The sequence below is a fragment of the Phytopseudomonas seleniipraecipitans genome (genome assembly GCF_900102335.1).
Lineage (GTDB): Bacteria > Pseudomonadota > Gammaproteobacteria > Pseudomonadales > Pseudomonadaceae > Aquipseudomonas > Aquipseudomonas seleniipraecipitans.
Genome location: NZ_FNBM01000002.1, coordinates 449,184 through 464,240, shown reverse-complemented (window position 1 = coordinate 464,240; position 15,057 = coordinate 449,184). Strand labels below are relative to the sequence as shown.

Annotated in this window: 14 protein-coding genes; 7 read left to right on the top strand and 7 right to left on the bottom strand. The window is 61.1% G+C overall.

From position 1 onward, the window contains the following. Window positions 1-143 precede the first annotated feature (143 nt). The 4 genes from BLS60_RS06960 to BLS60_RS06945 form a co-directional block, all read right to left on the bottom strand. Complete coding sequence (locus BLS60_RS06960) at window positions 144-623, bottom strand: Lrp/AsnC family transcriptional regulator (protein ID WP_042554872.1); 480 nt, start codon at window positions 621-623, stop codon at window positions 144-146. Between the two features lie 331 nt (window positions 624-954). Continuing rightward, window positions 955-2,667 carry a D-lactate dehydrogenase gene (dld, locus tag BLS60_RS06955; protein WP_092366230.1) on the bottom strand — a complete coding sequence of 571 codons (1,713 nt, stop codon included), beginning with the start codon at window positions 2,665-2,667 and terminating at the stop codon, window positions 955-957. 4 nt (window positions 2,668-2,671) lie between these two features. Further along, on the bottom strand, window positions 2,672-3,811 hold the full coding sequence (gene lldD, locus BLS60_RS06950; RefSeq protein WP_092366228.1) for an FMN-dependent L-lactate dehydrogenase LldD: 1,140 nt from the start codon (window positions 3,809-3,811) through the stop codon (window positions 2,672-2,674). Window positions 3,812-3,894: 83 nt separating this feature from the next. Then, window positions 3,895-5,589, bottom strand: coding sequence for an L-lactate permease (locus BLS60_RS06945; RefSeq protein ID WP_092366225.1), 1,695 nt, complete (start codon window positions 5,587-5,589; stop codon window positions 3,895-3,897). A gap of 279 nt (window positions 5,590-5,868) precedes the next feature. Here BLS60_RS06945 and BLS60_RS06940 point away from each other — a divergent pair, with 279 nt between their 5' ends. Next, window positions 5,869-6,651, top strand: coding sequence for an FCD domain-containing protein (locus tag BLS60_RS06940; RefSeq protein WP_092366222.1), 783 nt, complete (start codon window positions 5,869-5,871; stop codon window positions 6,649-6,651). Between the two features lie 60 nt (window positions 6,652-6,711). Here the strand turns inward: BLS60_RS06940 and smpB are convergent, their stop codons facing one another. Next, complete coding sequence (smpB, locus tag BLS60_RS06935) at window positions 6,712-7,194, bottom strand: SsrA-binding protein SmpB (protein ID WP_042554876.1); 483 nt, start codon at window positions 7,192-7,194, stop codon at window positions 6,712-6,714. 205 nt (window positions 7,195-7,399) lie between these two features. On the opposite strand from smpB, the gene BLS60_RS06930 reads away from it, so the two are divergent. Together BLS60_RS06930 and BLS60_RS06925 are read left to right on the top strand one after the other, a co-directional pair. Next, entirely contained in the window at window positions 7,400-7,837 is a 438-nt protein-coding gene (locus BLS60_RS06930) for a type II toxin-antitoxin system RatA family toxin (RefSeq protein WP_070880776.1), read from the top strand. Further along, window positions 7,827-8,153, top strand: coding sequence for an RnfH family protein (locus BLS60_RS06925; protein WP_092366219.1), 327 nt, complete (start codon window positions 7,827-7,829; stop codon window positions 8,151-8,153). The genes BLS60_RS06930 and BLS60_RS06925 overlap by 11 nt, the downstream gene beginning before the upstream one ends. An 89-nt stretch (window positions 8,154-8,242) precedes the next feature. Here the strand turns inward: BLS60_RS06925 and BLS60_RS06920 are convergent, their stop codons facing one another. Beyond that, window positions 8,243-8,752: an outer membrane protein assembly factor BamE gene (locus BLS60_RS06920; protein WP_070880778.1), complete on the bottom strand. Its 510-nt coding sequence runs from the start codon at window positions 8,750-8,752 to the stop codon at window positions 8,243-8,245. A 96-nt stretch (window positions 8,753-8,848) separates the two neighbouring features. Here BLS60_RS06920 and fur point away from each other — a divergent pair, with 96 nt between their 5' ends. Then, window positions 8,849-9,262, top strand: a complete 414-nt coding sequence (gene fur, locus BLS60_RS06915) for a ferric iron uptake transcriptional regulator (protein ID WP_070880779.1) — start codon at window positions 8,849-8,851, stop codon at window positions 9,260-9,262. Window positions 9,263-9,334: 72 nt separating this feature from the next. Here fur and recN read toward each other — a convergent pair whose 3' ends face one another. Further along, window positions 9,335-11,008 carry a DNA repair protein RecN gene (gene recN / locus BLS60_RS06910; protein WP_092366216.1) on the bottom strand — a complete coding sequence of 558 codons (1,674 nt, stop codon included), beginning with the start codon at window positions 11,006-11,008 and terminating at the stop codon, window positions 9,335-9,337. 177 nt (window positions 11,009-11,185) lie between these two features. On the opposite strand from recN, the gene grpE reads away from it, so the two are divergent. From grpE to dnaJ, 3 genes are all read left to right on the top strand, one after another. Next, window positions 11,186-11,752 carry a nucleotide exchange factor GrpE gene (grpE, locus tag BLS60_RS06905; RefSeq protein ID WP_070882061.1) on the top strand — a complete coding sequence of 189 codons (567 nt, stop codon included), beginning with the start codon at window positions 11,186-11,188 and terminating at the stop codon, window positions 11,750-11,752. A 99-nt stretch (window positions 11,753-11,851) separates the two neighbouring features. Next, complete coding sequence (gene dnaK / locus BLS60_RS06900) at window positions 11,852-13,771, top strand: molecular chaperone DnaK (RefSeq protein WP_070882062.1); 1,920 nt, start codon at window positions 11,852-11,854, stop codon at window positions 13,769-13,771. A 122-nt stretch (window positions 13,772-13,893) separates the two neighbouring features. Continuing rightward, window positions 13,894-15,021 (top strand): molecular chaperone DnaJ, encoded by a 1,128-nt coding sequence (gene dnaJ, locus BLS60_RS06895; protein WP_070882063.1) that lies wholly within the window; start codon window positions 13,894-13,896, stop codon window positions 15,019-15,021. Window positions 15,022-15,057 lie beyond the last annotated feature (36 nt).

Below are 15,057 nucleotides of genomic sequence, written 5' to 3'. Positions count from 1 at the left end.
GGGGGCGTCGTAGTCAGCTCAGAACATCTGATGCCGGTATCCAGCACCGTCAGCGTTGCGCCAGAGCGCCTGCCGCTCGGCCATATGAAGATGAGAAAATTATCGGCCGGTGCTTCGCAACGAATCAGCGCTTTTCGTGGCCTTTAGCTACGCAGATGCTGGAGTGGCAATTGCGTGCTGGAAAGAATCTGCTGCAGCACGAAGCTGGAGCGCACGCTGGAAACCCCATCGATCCGGGTCAGGGTGCCGAGCAGCAGCTTCTGATAATGATCCATGTCCGGCACCACCACTTTGAGCTGGTAGTCGGCGTCCATCCCGGTCACCAGGCAGCATTCCAGCACTTCGGGGCACTTGCGGATCTCTTCCTGGAAATGCTCGAAGCGTTCGGGTGTGTGGCGGTCCATGCCGATGAGCACATAGGCGGTCAGGCTCAGGCCAAGCTTTTTGCGATCCAGTAAGGCCACTTGCTGGACGATGTAGCCGTCATCCTCCAGCTGTTTGACCCGTCGCGAGCAGGGTGAGGGCGATAGGCCGATACGCTCGGCCAAGTCCTGATTGGACAGGGTCGCGTCGCGTTGCAATTCGGCAAGAATGTTCAGGTCGTAACGGTCGAGTTTGTTCATGATTCGGCTTAAAGATAGTTGGCTTGCGCTGAATAATGAATGATTGGCGTAAAATTGCGCAAGAGATGCTTTGATGAGCAATATTTGCAATATCTGGTCGCGGCGCCGGGCGTAAGCTTTACCTCAGTTTCAAGGCCCGGACGACAGTCCACCCGGCTCGCCCAATCAGGAGAGCTGGCGCCGCCGACCCCACCGGGTCGTCACGGCACCCGGGTCCGCACTGCCCAACCAGGCGGGCGAGGAAAGCGGCGACAGAATTGCCAGCACAGGACATCTACGAAAGGGGAGGCCGAGAGGTCTCCCCTTTGTTCGTTGTGAGGCGCGCTTCGCTTCAGTGGTCGCCGCAGCACGGCTCCCAATATTTGCTCTTAGAAGTATGGCCGATGCCTGGGTTGAAGGTGTTGGTCGGGTCCAGTTCGCGATAGAAATCGGCCAATGCCGGCTTGGCCACATACAGGTGACCGACGTTGTGCTCCGCCGGGTATTCGGCGCGGCGCTCATCGAGCAGTGCCCACATGGCGTGCTCCATGGCGATCGGATCGACGCCCTTTTTGACGATGTAATCCTGATGGAACACGTGGCAGAAGAAGTGCCCGTAGTACAGCTTGTGAATAATCTGCTGCTCCATTGCAGGCGGCAGCGTCTCGACCCAATCGCGGTCGTTGCGACGCAGAGCGATATCCAGTGCGAGGATATCCTCGACCTCGCGACGATGCGCCTCGCGGTAGCGAATCGCTGCACCCGCGATGGCGAAGCGATGCAGGAATGCTCTGCGACCTTCGTCGGCATCGCACTCGAAAAATGCGCCGCTATTGCGCTCTCCGAAAAACGCATCCAAAAACGTCCGGGTCTGCTCCCGGCTGTCGTTGGCGACGCGAACCAGCAGGTGATGCTCGAAGCGGTCACGGTACTGGCGCATACGCTGCGGCAGATGGCTGGGCAGCAGGTTCATCAACAGCTGAATGGCTCGATCACTGACGCCGCGCAGGCCGAAACGCTCGAAGAAACCATCGACGCGGCTTTTCAGCGCGAAGGCTGCCGGCACCTTGGCAGTGCCGAACTTGTCGATGACCAGAAAGGTGTCCTTGCCGTATCGCTCGCCGATGTCGAAGGCAGTGCGGTGAATGTACTCCCCGGCAATCGGCAGGCTGGGCAACTGGCTGAGCAGGTGACGGCGCACCTCGGTGAGGTCATGCGGGTCATTGCTGCCGATATAGAAGACGGTGCTCGGCTCTTTGCGAAAGGTATCCAGGCGCACGGCGAACAGGCACAACTTGCCGGCTGAGCCGGACGCTTCGAACAGCCGCGACGGGTCGGCGTTGAAGCGCGCTGGCGTGTCGGCATCGACGTCGCGTACGTATTCGGCGTAGCTGCCGTCCGAGGCTTTGCCGGTGCCTTCGTTGCTGACTTGGAACGGGCTGTAGTCGCCGCGCTGCAGGCGAGTGAGGATTTCCTCAGGGCTATTGCCCAGATCAATGCCCAGGTGATTGATCAGCTCCAGGGTGCCGTCTTCCCGCACCTGCGCGTACAGCGCCAGCTCGGTGTAGGCCGGGCCGCGGCGCACCAGTGAACCTCCCGAGTTGTTGCACACGCCGCCGAGTACCGAGGCGCCGATGCAGGAAGAGCCGATGACCGAGTGGGGCTCGCGGTCGAGCGGAGCCAGTGCCTGTTCCAGGCGATCCAGCGTGGCGCCGGGCAGGCATACCACCTGCTTGCCATCGTTGATCAGCTGTACGCCGGTGATGCGCAGGGTGCTGATCAGCACGATCTCGCGGTCGTAGTCATTGCCATCCGGGGTCGAACCACCGGTGAGGCCTGTGTTGGCCGCCTGCATGATGACGATGCGGTCCGCAGCGACAGCCGCTTGCAGCACACGCCACTGCTCCAGCAGCGTGCCGGGCCGCACCACCGCCAGCACGCCACCGTCGCCGGTGCGGTGGCCCTTGCGAAAGCGGCGGGTGTTCTGTTCATCGGTGAGCACATGTTCACTGCCCACGGCATCGCGCAGGGTCGCCAGCAGCGCGTCGCGGCTTATCGCAGTCATGGCCTCAGAGCTCCCGAACCAGCGACTCAGCGCTGATCTCGGCAATGGATTTGGCGCCGGTCAGCACCATGGCCACGCGCATTTCCTTCTCGATCAGGCTCAGCAGGTTGCTTACGCCGGCACCGCCAGCGGCGGCCAGCGCGTAAATGAAGGCACGGCCGAGCATCACCGTGTCGGCGCCCAGGGCGATCATGCGTACGACGTCCAGGCCGCTGCGAATGCCCGAGTCGGCAAGAATTTTAAGGTCACCCTTCACCGCGTCGGCAATCGCCGGCAACGCTCGGGCGCTGGACAGCACACCGTCGAGCTGGCGACCGCCATGATTGGACACGACAATGCCGTCGGCGCCGAAGCGGATCGCATCGCGCGCATCGTCAGGGTCAAGAATGCCTTTGATGACCATCGGACCATCCCAGAACTCGCGGATCCACTCCAGGTCCTTCCAAGAGATCGACGGGTCGAAGTTGGCGCCCAGCCAGCCGATATAGTCGGCCAGGCCGGTCGGGTGACCGCGGTAAGCGGAGATGTTGCCGAGGTCGTGGGGCTTGCCCAGAAGGCCCACATCCAGCGCCCACGCCGGGTGAGTAAAGGCCTGCAGCATGCGGCGCATAGCGGCATTGGCGCCGCTCATGCCCGAATGGGCATCACGGTAGCGGGCGCCCGGCGTCGGCATGTCGACGGTAAACACCAGGGTGGTTACGCCGGCGGCCTTGGCGCGCTCCAGGGCATTCTTCATGAAGCCGCGGTCTTTCAGGACGTACAGCTGGAACCACATCGGCCGGCTGATCGCCGGGGCCACTTCTTCGATCGGGCACACCGAGACCGTGGACAGGGTAAACGGAATACCCTTGTCCGCAGCCGCCTTGGCTGCCTGCACCTCGCCGCGGCGCGCGTACATGCCGGTGAGACCGACCGGAGCCAGGGCCACCGGCATCGCCAGCGTCTCGCCGAACAGTTGGGTTTCCAGGCTCAGTTCGGACATGTTGCGCAGCACACGCTGGCGCAGGGCGATACTGGCGAGGTCGTCGACGTTGCGCTTGAGTGTGTACTCCGCATAGGCGCCGCCATCGATGTAGTGAAACAGGAACGGCGGCAGGCGACGTTGCGCCGCGGCGCGGTAGTCGGTGGAGGCAGAAATGATCATGGGCTCATCCCGTGGCAGAAAAGAGTAGGGGACTTTTGTACGGCAGCGCCCCGGCAGTGCCGAGGCGCATTGGCGACTTATCGTTACACGCCAACCAGTGGGTCACTGATACCCAGCAGGTAAATGGCGATCAGTGCGATCACACCAGTAAAGATCACGTAATACAGCGTCGGCCAGATGGTTTTGCGCAGGATACTTCCTTCACGGCCAAGCAGCCCGACAGTGGCGGAAGCGGCGACCACGTTATGAATCGCCACCATGTTGCCGGCTGCTGCGCCTATCGCCTGCACTGCGACGATCAGCGCACTGGAAATACCCAGGCTGCTGGCTACGCCAAACTGGAACTGGCTGAACATCATGTTGCTGACTGTGTTCGAGCCGGCAATGAACGCGCCCAGCGCGCCGATGCTCGGAGCCAGCAGCGGGTACACGCCGCCTACGCTGTCGGCTACCCAGCGAGCCATGAGAATCGGCATGCTGGCCAACTCGGCGCCATTCACGCCGGAGTTGATCAGAATGCGCACCATCGGCACGGTGAACAGCAGAACGAAACCGGCGCTGAGCAGGACGCTGGAGGATTCCCTGACCGCCGCGCTCAGCTCGCGCACTTTCATGCCGTGCAGGAAGAATGTCGCCAGCACGACCGCAACCAGAATGCCGCCCGGCAGGTACAGCGGCTGGAAGTTTGCGCTCACGCCGACCTCACCGAGCAGGTCGGGGAAATTCACCACAACCGCCTTGAGGGCGTTGCCAACTGATGGGAAAACCCTGCTGATGACCAGCAAAGCGCCAACCAGTACATAGGGAAGCCAGGCGCGCACAGCACCCATCGGTTTGGCCGTCAGGTTGTCCAGCTTGATTTCAACGCTGCCCAGCCATTCGCTTGGCCACTTGTCTGCCGGAGCGAAATCCCAGGTCTTTTTAGGCACCAGAAACCCGTAGCGGGCGGCGCTGGTGACGATAGCCAAACCTACCAGCCCACCGATCAGTGAAGGAAATTCCGGGCCCAGCAGCACGCCAGTTGCCGCGTAGGGCAGCACGAAGGCGAGACCGGCGAAGAGCGCGAAGGGCAGCGCCTCCAGGCCCGCCTTCCAGCTTTTTTCCTGACCGAAGAAGCGGGTCAGCATCATCACCATAAACACCGGAATAGCCACACCGACCAGTGCGTGAATGATCGCTACCTGGCTGGTGATCAATTGCAGGAATTGCGCCCACGACGAGCCGTTCTCGATCAGTTGTGCGCCGATGGTGGCGGTATCCAGCCCGGTGTTCACACCAACGATTATCGGCGTGCCGACCGCTCCGAAGGAAACCGGCGTGCTCTGTACCAGCATGCCCATCAATACGGCCGCCATGGCGGGAAAGCCGATGGCAACCAACAGTGGTGCGGCAACCGCCGCTGGCGTGCCGAAACCTGAAGCACCTTCGATAAAGCAGCCGAACAGCCAGGCGATGATGATCGTCTGGATGCGACGGTCCGGGCTGATGGTGGCAAACCCCGAGCGAATGGCGAGGATGCCGCCCGAATGCTTGAGCGTATTGAGCAGCAGGATGGCGCCGAAAATGATCCACAGCACACCTACAGTAATCAGCAAACCCTGCAGGGTGGAGGCCAGCACTCGGTTGAAGCTCATGTCCCAGGCAAACAGACCGATCGCCGCGGTGACCAGATAGACCAGCGGCATGGCGCGCTTGGCCGGCCAGCGCAGACCGACGAGCAGGAGTGCGGCCAGAAGGATTGGCGAAAAAGCCAGTAAAGCGAGAATTCCGGTGGACATGGTGGCACTCACTCCCCGCAGCGGCGCAAGAGGCGCGTGAAAGGAAGAGCAGGTAGCTGCGGCATGGCCTGACGAGGCGTCATGGTGTGACCTCATGGTTATTGTTGTTGTAATGTAAATTGGTAAGACCAATTTACAGGTGATGATCGACAGGTTAAAAGGTCCGGTAAATGGCTGTCAAATCGCCTCATCCAGACTTTGGTCGTAGAATGTCGCGCTTCTTGTCCAGGCAGCGCTGCGCCGTCCAGGGGCTTGGCTTATTCGAATGGGGTTGTGGCAATGGAAGTGGGTCAGGTGCGTCAGCGGCGTTTGTCGGACGACATCGCCGGGCAGGTCGAAACCATGATTCTCGAAGGCACGCTCAAGGCCGGTGAGCGTCTGCCCGCCGAGCGCGTTCTGGCCGAGCAGTTCGGCGTGTCTCGCCCCTCGTTGCGCGAAGCGATCCAGAAACTGGTCGCCAAGGGGTTGTTGCTCAGCCGCCAGGGTGGCGGCACCTACGTTTGCGACAGCGTCGGCTCCACGTTCAGTGATCCGCTGTTACACCTGCTGGAGAACAACAGCGATGTGCAGCGCGACCTCCTCGAATTCCGGCATACCCTCGAGGGGTCCTGTGCGTACTACGCTGCGCTGCGGGCGACGGATCGAGATCGCCAGCGCTTGAGCGAAGCGTTCGATCGGCTGCAGGACTGTTATGGGCGCGCCGGTGAAGTGACTCGCGCGGAGGAGGGAGCGGCCGACGCCAATTTCCACTTGGCGATTGCCGAGGCCAGCCACAATGCGGTGTTGCTGCACACCATTCGCGGCCTGTTCGACCTGCTCAAGCGCAATGTGGTGACCAACATCGGTGGCATGTATGCCCTGCGCGGCGAAACCCGCAGCATGCTCAATGCGCAGCATCGCGCGCTGTACGAGGCAATCATCGAAGGGCGGGCCGAAGAGGCGCGAGGGCTGTCCAACCAGCACATCGACTATGTGCAGGAGGTTCTGGCTGGCGCCATGCAGCAGGAAGTCCGCGAGCTACGCGCACAGCGTCGAGGCAAGACGGCGGGTTCCAAAGCCTGAGATTGGCTGTCGGCTAACTATGGCAAGGTAAAGGCCTGCAGCGGGGCAGGCCGGCGGTGCTTACTCGTCCTTGCCCTTGCTGCGCATCGCGCGCTGCACTTCGCGGTCGGCGTCACGCTCTTTCTCTGTGTGGCGCTTGTCGAAATCCTTCTTGCCTTTGGCCAGAGCGATTTCGCACTTCACCAGATGCTGCTTCCAGTAGAGCGACAGGGCGACGCAGGTGTAGCCCTTCTGTTGCACGGAACCGAACAGCTTTTCCAGCTCGCGCTTGTTCAGCAACAGCTTGCGCGTGCGCGTCGGGTCGGCGATGACGTGAGTGCTGGCGGTTTTCAGCGGCGTGATGTGGCAACCCATCAGCCAGGCTTCGTCGTCTTTGAGCAGCACATAGCTGTCTACCAACTGGGCCTTGCCGGCGCGCAGACTTTTCACTTCCCAGCCGGCCAGAGCCAGCCCGGCCTCGAAGCGGGACTCGACGAAGTAGTCGTGCATCGCTTTCTTGTTCTGCGCGATGCTGCCTTGCGGATGTTTCGTTTGTTTAGCCATAGGCGGCGCATTATATGGAGTATGACGACAACGCGCCATGCATCCGCATGCGAAAAACCGCTGCGGCAGTGGTGCGCTTGAGCCCTCCGGGCGAATCCCCGACAATGTGGGCACTTCTCGTCTTGTGGTCGATGCCGGTTGCCTTTTGCATCGCCCTGCAACGTCGCGTTACAGCGATGTCGCCAACCGTGGAAACCCTATTTCTATGAGTACTCATATTCAACGCTCGGCTCTGCTGCCTTACCCCGCGCAGGCGCTGTACGACCTGGTCAACGACGTAGAGCGCTACCCGGAATTTCTGCCGTGGTGCGCCTCAAGCGAGGTCATCGAGGTCAGTGACACGCACATGCGTGCCAGTCTGGAAGTGGCCAAGGCCGGTTTGAGTCAACGCTTCACCACGCGCAATGTGCTGGTGCCGGGGCAATCCATCGAGCTGAATCTGGAAAGCGGGCCGTTCGAACATCTGCATGGCCAATGGACCTTCAAGGCGCTCGGTGACAAGGCCTGCAAGATCAGCTTGGATCTGACCTTCGACTATGCCGGGTCGATCATGCGCGCGACGCTCGGGCCGTTGTTCAATCAGGCCGCCAATACCATGGTCGATGCCTTTTGCCAGCGAGCCAAAGAGCTTCATGGTCAGTGAGTTGATTTCGGTGGAGGTCGTGTTCGCTGCCCCTGGCCGGCAACTACTGATTGCACTGCAATTACCTGCGGGCAGCACCGTACGCGAGGCCGCCTTGAAATCCGGTTTGCAGGGAGCATTCCCTGGCCTCGATCTGGCTGGCGCGCCGTTAGGGATATTTGGCAAAGCTGTGGCGTCGCCGGAGACACGGCTGCTGGAAGGCGGAGATCGAGTGGAGATCTACCGGCCCCTGCTGGCGGACCCTAAAGACGTACGCAAACGCCGGGCGGCGCAGGCCGCCGAGCGAGCCCGGAGCGCGGGTAACGGCAAGCGCTGAGGGCGAACGAGGCGAGTGCTGCAGCGGCCGGCTCGAATGAGCGGCAATAAAAAACCCCGGCATTACCGGGGTTTTTTTACGTCGCAGTGTTATTGCGGAGAGGTTTCCAGCGGCTCTGGCGTCGGTACCGGTACGGTCTCGACGTTATCCACATCGCGCTGGATCTGCTCGAGCAGCGAACCTGGAGCGGCTGGTTCTTCCTGCGGCTGAGTCGGTGCAGTCTGTGGCGCGCCGTCGCGACCGAGAATCGCATCATCACGGCTGACGCCCGGCATGAAGTCGCCAGACAGGCCGACCAATTGGTCATCGGCGTTGAAGTTAACGCTTACACGCTCTTGCTGCCGTTGGCTGCCGCCGGCCTGCATGCTGTACAGGTAGTCCCAGCGATTGGCATGAAACGTGTCGGTCAGCAGGGGATTGCCCATGATAAACCGTACTTGGCGTCGGGTCATTCCCGGCCTCAACTGGTCTATCATGTCCTGCGTGACGACATTGCCCTGTTGGATGTCGATTTTATAAACCCCGGGGAATGAGCAGCCGGCGAGTGCGATGAGCCCCATGAAGGTGAGGCTGGTCAGCAGGAGTCTGGTTTTTTGCATCGGTGGGCGTCTTCCACTATCTTGGCTGGGCAACGTAAACCCCGATCATACCCGCAATAAGGGAAGCTGCGAAGCGCTTCCGCGAGAAAGCAGACCATGGTTGAAAATAGCGAACTCCGCAAAGCTGGCCTGAAAGTGACCCTGCCACGGGTCAAAATCCTGCAGATGCTGGACTCTGCCGAGCAGCGTCACATGAGCGCAGAAGATGTCTACAAGTCCCTGATGGACGCTGGTGAAGACGTCGGTCTGGCCACTGTGTACCGGGTTCTGACCCAGTTCGAAGCGGCGGGTCTGGTGGTACGCCACAATTTCGACGGCGGCCATGCCGTATTCGAATTGGCCGACGGTGGTCACCACGATCACATGGTGTGCGTGGATACTGGTGACGTGATCGAGTTTTTCGATGCTGAAATCGAGAAGCGCCAGAAGGAAATCGTGCGTGAGCATGGTTTCGAGCTGGTGGATCACAACCTGGTTCTGTACGTGCGCACCACTGGTGCCAAGCAGTAAGTACGACCCAGTATTGGAAAAGGCGACCCTGGGTCGCCTTTTTCATGCCTGCAGTAAAGTCAGATTGAGTAGTCAGCCCTGGGCGTTGCTGACCAGTTTGCGCGCGTGAGCCAGCGACTCTTCGGTGAGGTCGATGCCGCCGAGCATGCGGGCGATTTCTTCCACCCGCTGCGCATCGCTCAGCTTGCTGACCGCCGTACGTGTGGCGTTGTTGCCGCGAACCTTGTGTACGAACAGATGCTGGTGCCCCTGAGCGGCAACCTGCGGCAGGTGCGTGACGGTGAGTACTTGGCCGCGCTCGCCCAGGCGGCGGAGCAACTGTCCGACAACTTCGGCCGTCGGGCCGCCGATGCCCACGTCCACTTCGTCGAACACCAGCGTCGGCACGCGCGATGTTTGCGCAGTGATCACCTGGATCGCCAGGCTGATACGTGACAGCTCACCACCTGACGCCACCTTGGCCAGCGCCTTTATCGGCTGGCCCGGGTTGGCGCTGACCAGAAACTCGACCTGCTCCAGACCATTGCCGTTGGGGTCTGTGCTGGTATTTTCCTGCAGCTGGATGCTGAAGCGTCCGCCGGGCATGCCCAGCAGCTGCATTTCCTTCTCCACTGCTTTGCTCAGTTTGGCTGCTGCTTTCTGCCGGCGGGTACTCAGTTCGGCGGCCTTTTCCTGGTAGTGCCGGCCATAGGCGGCCAGTTCTTCACTCAGGCGCTCGGTGGCCTGGTCATCGGCATTCAGGCCTTCCAGCTCGTCGAACAGCTGCTGCTGCATGGCAGGCAATTCGCTAGGGTGAATGCGGTGTTTGCGCGCCAGGGTGTAGATGGTGTCCAGGCGCTCCTCCAGTTGTTGCTGGCGCTGCGGGTCGGCTTCGAAATGATCGAGGAAGCGATTCAGTTCACCGACCGCTTCTTCAACCTGGATCTGCGCGCTGGCCAGCAGGTTGGCCGCTTCATTGAGCGGCCCTGGCTGGCCTTGTACGCCACTGAGTCGGCTTAGGCTGCTGGTCAGCGCGGACAGCACGTTGCCGGCATCGCTCTCGCTGCATTGCTCGATGACCTGGCGACAGGCGGCAAGCAGCCCCTCGGCATTGGTCAGTGCCTTGTGATCCTGTTCCAGCTGCTCCAGCTCATTGTCGCCGAGGCCGAGATTCTCCAGCTCCTCCAGTTGATAGCTGAGCAATTGATGGCGCGCGCGCTGCTCGTCGCCCTGCGAAGCAAGGCGTTCGAGTTCGCTGCGGGTCTGCTTCCAGCGCTGCGCGGCCAGATTGACCTGGCGAGACAGTTCCTGTGCGCCGGCATATTCATCGAGCAAGCGCCGGTGGGTGTCGACCTTGAGCAGCGACTGGTGCTCATGCTGGCTGTGGATGTCGATCAACAGTTCGCCCAGCGCCTTGAGGTCACCGAGCGGGCAGGGCGTGCCATTTATATAGCCGCGCGAGCGGCCTTCGGCGGTAATTACCCGACGCAGGATGCACGGGCCCTCGGTGGCCAGGTCACGCTGGGCGAGCCAGGTGTGGGCTTCGGGAATATCGCCCAGGTCGAAGCTGGCGAGAATGTCGGCCTTGTCGGCGCCAGGCCGCACTACGCCGCTGTCCGCGCGATCGCCCAGGGTCAGGCCCAGGGCGTCGAGCATGATCGATTTACCCGCGCCAGTTTCGCCGCTGATAACACTCATGCCGCGATCCAGTTCCAGATCGAGGTGTTCGACGATGGCGTAATTGTGTACGGACAGGTGCACCAGCATGGCGAGGCCTCCCAGAATTTGTCTGGTTATTTATACAGTGTTTTATTTGTGGCTGGCAATCCTGTGCGCGATGTCGGGCGCTGATATCGTCGCGCCCCTTGAAACCCTACAAATCGTCCTTATATAGGCGGCAGACGCGCGAGTTGAGGCTCGTCGAATTATTCAGAGGAGAAATGCATGGCTGACGAACAGAACCTGGATCCGCAGACTCCCGAGGCTGAAGCGAACGACGCTGCGCTGGGTGAAGACCTGGCTGCTCGCGTGCAAACGCTGGAAGAGCAACTGGCTACTGCGCAGGATCAGTCGCTGCGCATGGCTGCCGATCTGCAGAACGTGCGCCGCCGCGCTGAGCAGGATGTCGAGAAGGCGCACAAGTTCGCCCTCGAGAAATTCGCCAATGATCTGTTGCCGGTGGTCGATAGCCTCGAGCGGGGTCTCGAGCTGTCGAGCGCGGACGACGAGGCGATCAAGGCGGTGCGCGAGGGCATGGAGCTGACGCTCAAGCTGTTGCTCGACACCCTCAAGCGTCACCAGCTGGAAGCCATCGATCCGCATGGTGCGCCGTTCAATCCTGAGCACCATCAGGCCATGGCTCTGCAGGAAAGCACCCATGTCGAGCCCAACAGTGTGCTCAAGGTGTTCCAGAAGGGCTACATGCTCAATGGTCGCCTGCTGCGCCCGGCAATGGTCGTGGTCAGCAAGGCGCCAGCCGAAACGCCGCCGTCTATCGACGAGCAGGCTTGAAATCGGCGGGTGAGCCCCCATTTATTAAGTCAAGCGTATTAGTGCTACCGCAGCGGTCACGACAACGCTGCGGATATATCAAAGTTTCGGGAGAGTGAAATGGGCAAAATTATCGGTATCGACCTGGGGACCACCAACTCCTGCGTCTCCATTCTTGAAAACGGCAACGTCAAAGTCATCGAAAACGCCGAAGGCACTCGCACCACGCCTTCGATCATCGCTTATGCCAACGACGGCGAGATCTTGGTTGGCCAGTCCGCCAAGCGTCAGGCCGTGACCAACCCGCACAACACCCTGTATGCGGTGAAGCGCCTGATCGGCCGCCGTTTCGACGAAGAAGTCGTGCAGAAAGACATCCAGATGGTGCCGTACAAGATTTCCAAGGCCGACAATGGTGACGCCTGGGTCGAAGTCAACGGCCAGAAGATGGCGCCGCCACAGATTTCGGCTGAAATCCTCAAGAAGATGAAGAAGACCGCCGAAGACTACCTCGGTGAAGCGGTTACTGAAGCGGTGATCACCGTTCCGGCTTACTTCAACGACAGCCAGCGCCAGGCCACCAAAGACGCCGGCCGCATTGCGGGTCTGGACGTCAAGCGCATCATCAACGAGCCGACCGCGGCTGCACTGGCGTACGGCATGGACAAGGCCAAGGGCGATCACACCGTGATTGTTTATGACCTGGGCGGCGGTACCTTCGACGTCTCGGTCATCGAAATCGCTGAAGTCGACGGCGAGCACCAGTTCGAAGTACTGGCTACCAACGGTGATACCTTCCTCGGTGGCGAAGACTTCGACATCCGCCTGATCGACTACCTCGTCGACGAGTTCAAGAAAGAAAGCGGCATGAACCTCAAGGGCGACCCGCTGGCCATGCAGCGCCTGAAGGAAGCTGCCGAGAAGGCCAAAATCGAGCTGTCCTCGAGCCAGCAGACCGACGTCAACCTGCCGTATATCACTGCAGACGCAACCGGTCCGAAGCACCTGAACGTGAAGATTTCCCGCGCCAAACTGGAATCGTTGGTCGAGGATCTGGTGCAGCGCACCATCGAGCCGTGCCGCATCGCGCTGAAAGATGCCGGTATTGATGTTGGTGCGATCAACGATGTGATCCTGGTCGGCGGTCAGACCCGTATGCCGCTGGTGCAGAAGCTGGTTACCGAGTTCTTCGGTAAAGAAGCTCGCAAGGACGTCAACCCGGACGAAGCGGTTGCCATGGGTGCTGCCATTCAGGGTGCGGTTCTGGCTGGCGACGTCAAGGACGTGCTGCTGCTGGACGTTTCCCCGCTGACCCTGGGTATCGAAACCATGGGTGGCGTGATGACTGCGCTGATCGAGAAGAACACCACTATCCCGACCAAAAAGTCGCAGGTGTTCTCTACTGCCGACGACAACCAAAGCGCCGTGACCATTCACGTGCTGCAGGGCGAGCGTAAGCAGGCTGGTCAGAACAAGTCCCTCGGCAAGTTCGACCTGGCCGAGATTCCGCCGGCTCCACGTGGTGTGCCGCAGATCGAAGTGACCTTCGATATCGATGCCAACGGCATCCTGCACGTCGGTGCGAAGGACAAGGCAACTGGCAAGACCCAGTCCATCGTGATCAAGGCCAACTCCGGTCTGTCCGATGACGAGATCGAGCGCATGGTGCGTGACGCCGAGGCCAACGCCGAGGAAGACCGCAAGTTCGAAGAGCTGGCCACTGCCCGTAACCAGGGCGACCAGCTGGTTCATGCGACCCGCAAGATGCTCACCGAAGCCGGCGATAAGGCCACTGCGGACGAGAAAGCGGCGATCGAAACTGCGCTGGGTGAACTGGAAGTTGCCGTACGTGGTGACGACAAGGCTGCCATCGAAGCGAAGATGAACGCCCTGTCCGAAGCGACCACGCCGTTGGCGCAGAAGATGTATGCCGAACAGCCACAGCCAGGTGCTGCAGGTGCGGCGGATGCCGGTGAAACCAAAGGCTCTGCGGACGACGTGGTCGACGCCGAGTTCGAGGAAGTCAAGGACAACAAGTAAGCCCCGGCTTGCCTGTGTTTGCGCCCCTGTGCACTGCTGTGCGAGGGGCGATCCGCCGCGCGGGGGCTTGCTCCCGCGTTGGCGTGTCTGGACGGTACGAATTTTGAGAGTGTTAGAAACCCATGTCTAAACGTGACTACTACGAAGTGCTCGGGGTCGAGCGCGGTACCAGCGAGGCCGAGCTGAAGAAGGCTTACCGTCGCCTGGCGATGAAGCACCACCCCGATCGTAATCCTGGCGACAAGGCTGCCGAAGACGCCTTCAAAGAGGCTAACGAGGCCTATGAAGTGCTGTCCGATGCGGGCAAGCGCAGCGCTTACGATCAGTACGGTCATGCGGGCGTCGACCCGCAAATGGGCGGCGGTGGCGGTTTTGGCGGCGGCAGCGCCAACTTCTCCGATATCTTCGGCGACGTATTCAGTGATTTCTTCGGTGGCCAGCGCGGCGGCCAGCGCGGCGGTGCACAGCGCGGCAGCGATCTGCGTTACACCCTGGAACTGGATCTCGAGGAAGCAGTGCGTGGCACGACGGTAACCATCCGCGTGCCGACCCTGGTCAACTGTAAAGTCTGCGAAGGCTCCGGCGCCAAGAAGGGCACCAGCCCGGTGACTTGTACCACCTGCGGCGGCATCGGCCAGGTGCGCATGCAGCAGGGCTTCTTCTCGGTGCAGCAGACCTGTCCGCGTTGCCACGGCAGCGGCAAGATGATCACCGACCCATGCGGCTCCTGCCACGGCCATGGCCGTGTCGAAGAGCACAAGACGCTGTCGGTCAAGGTGCCCGCGGGCGTTGATACCGGCGACCGTATCCGTCTCACCGGTGAAGGTGAGGCTGGCGCCATGGGCGGTCCGGCTGGCGATCTGTACGTGGTCGTCAATGTGCGTGAGCACGCGATCTTCCAGCGTGACGGCAAGCACCTTTACTGCGAAGTGCCGATCAGCTTTGCCGATGCGGCGCTGGGCGGTGAGCTGGAAGTGCCGACCCTCGATGGACGGGTCAAGTTGAAGATCCCGGAAGGCACGCAGACCGGCAAACTGTTCCGCTTGCGCGGCAAGGGCGTGGCCCCGGTGCGCGGCGGTGGTGCGGGCGATTTGATGTGTAAGGTGGCGGTGGAAACACCGGTCAACCTGGATCGTCGCCAGCGTGAGCTGCTCGACGAGTTCCGTCAGTCCCTGGCCGGTAACAGCTCGCACTCGCCCAAGGCCAATGGCTGGTTCGAAGGCGTCAAGCGCTTCTTCGGCGACCTTTAACGCGGCAACGCACGGCGGGCCGCCAGCTTCGGTTGG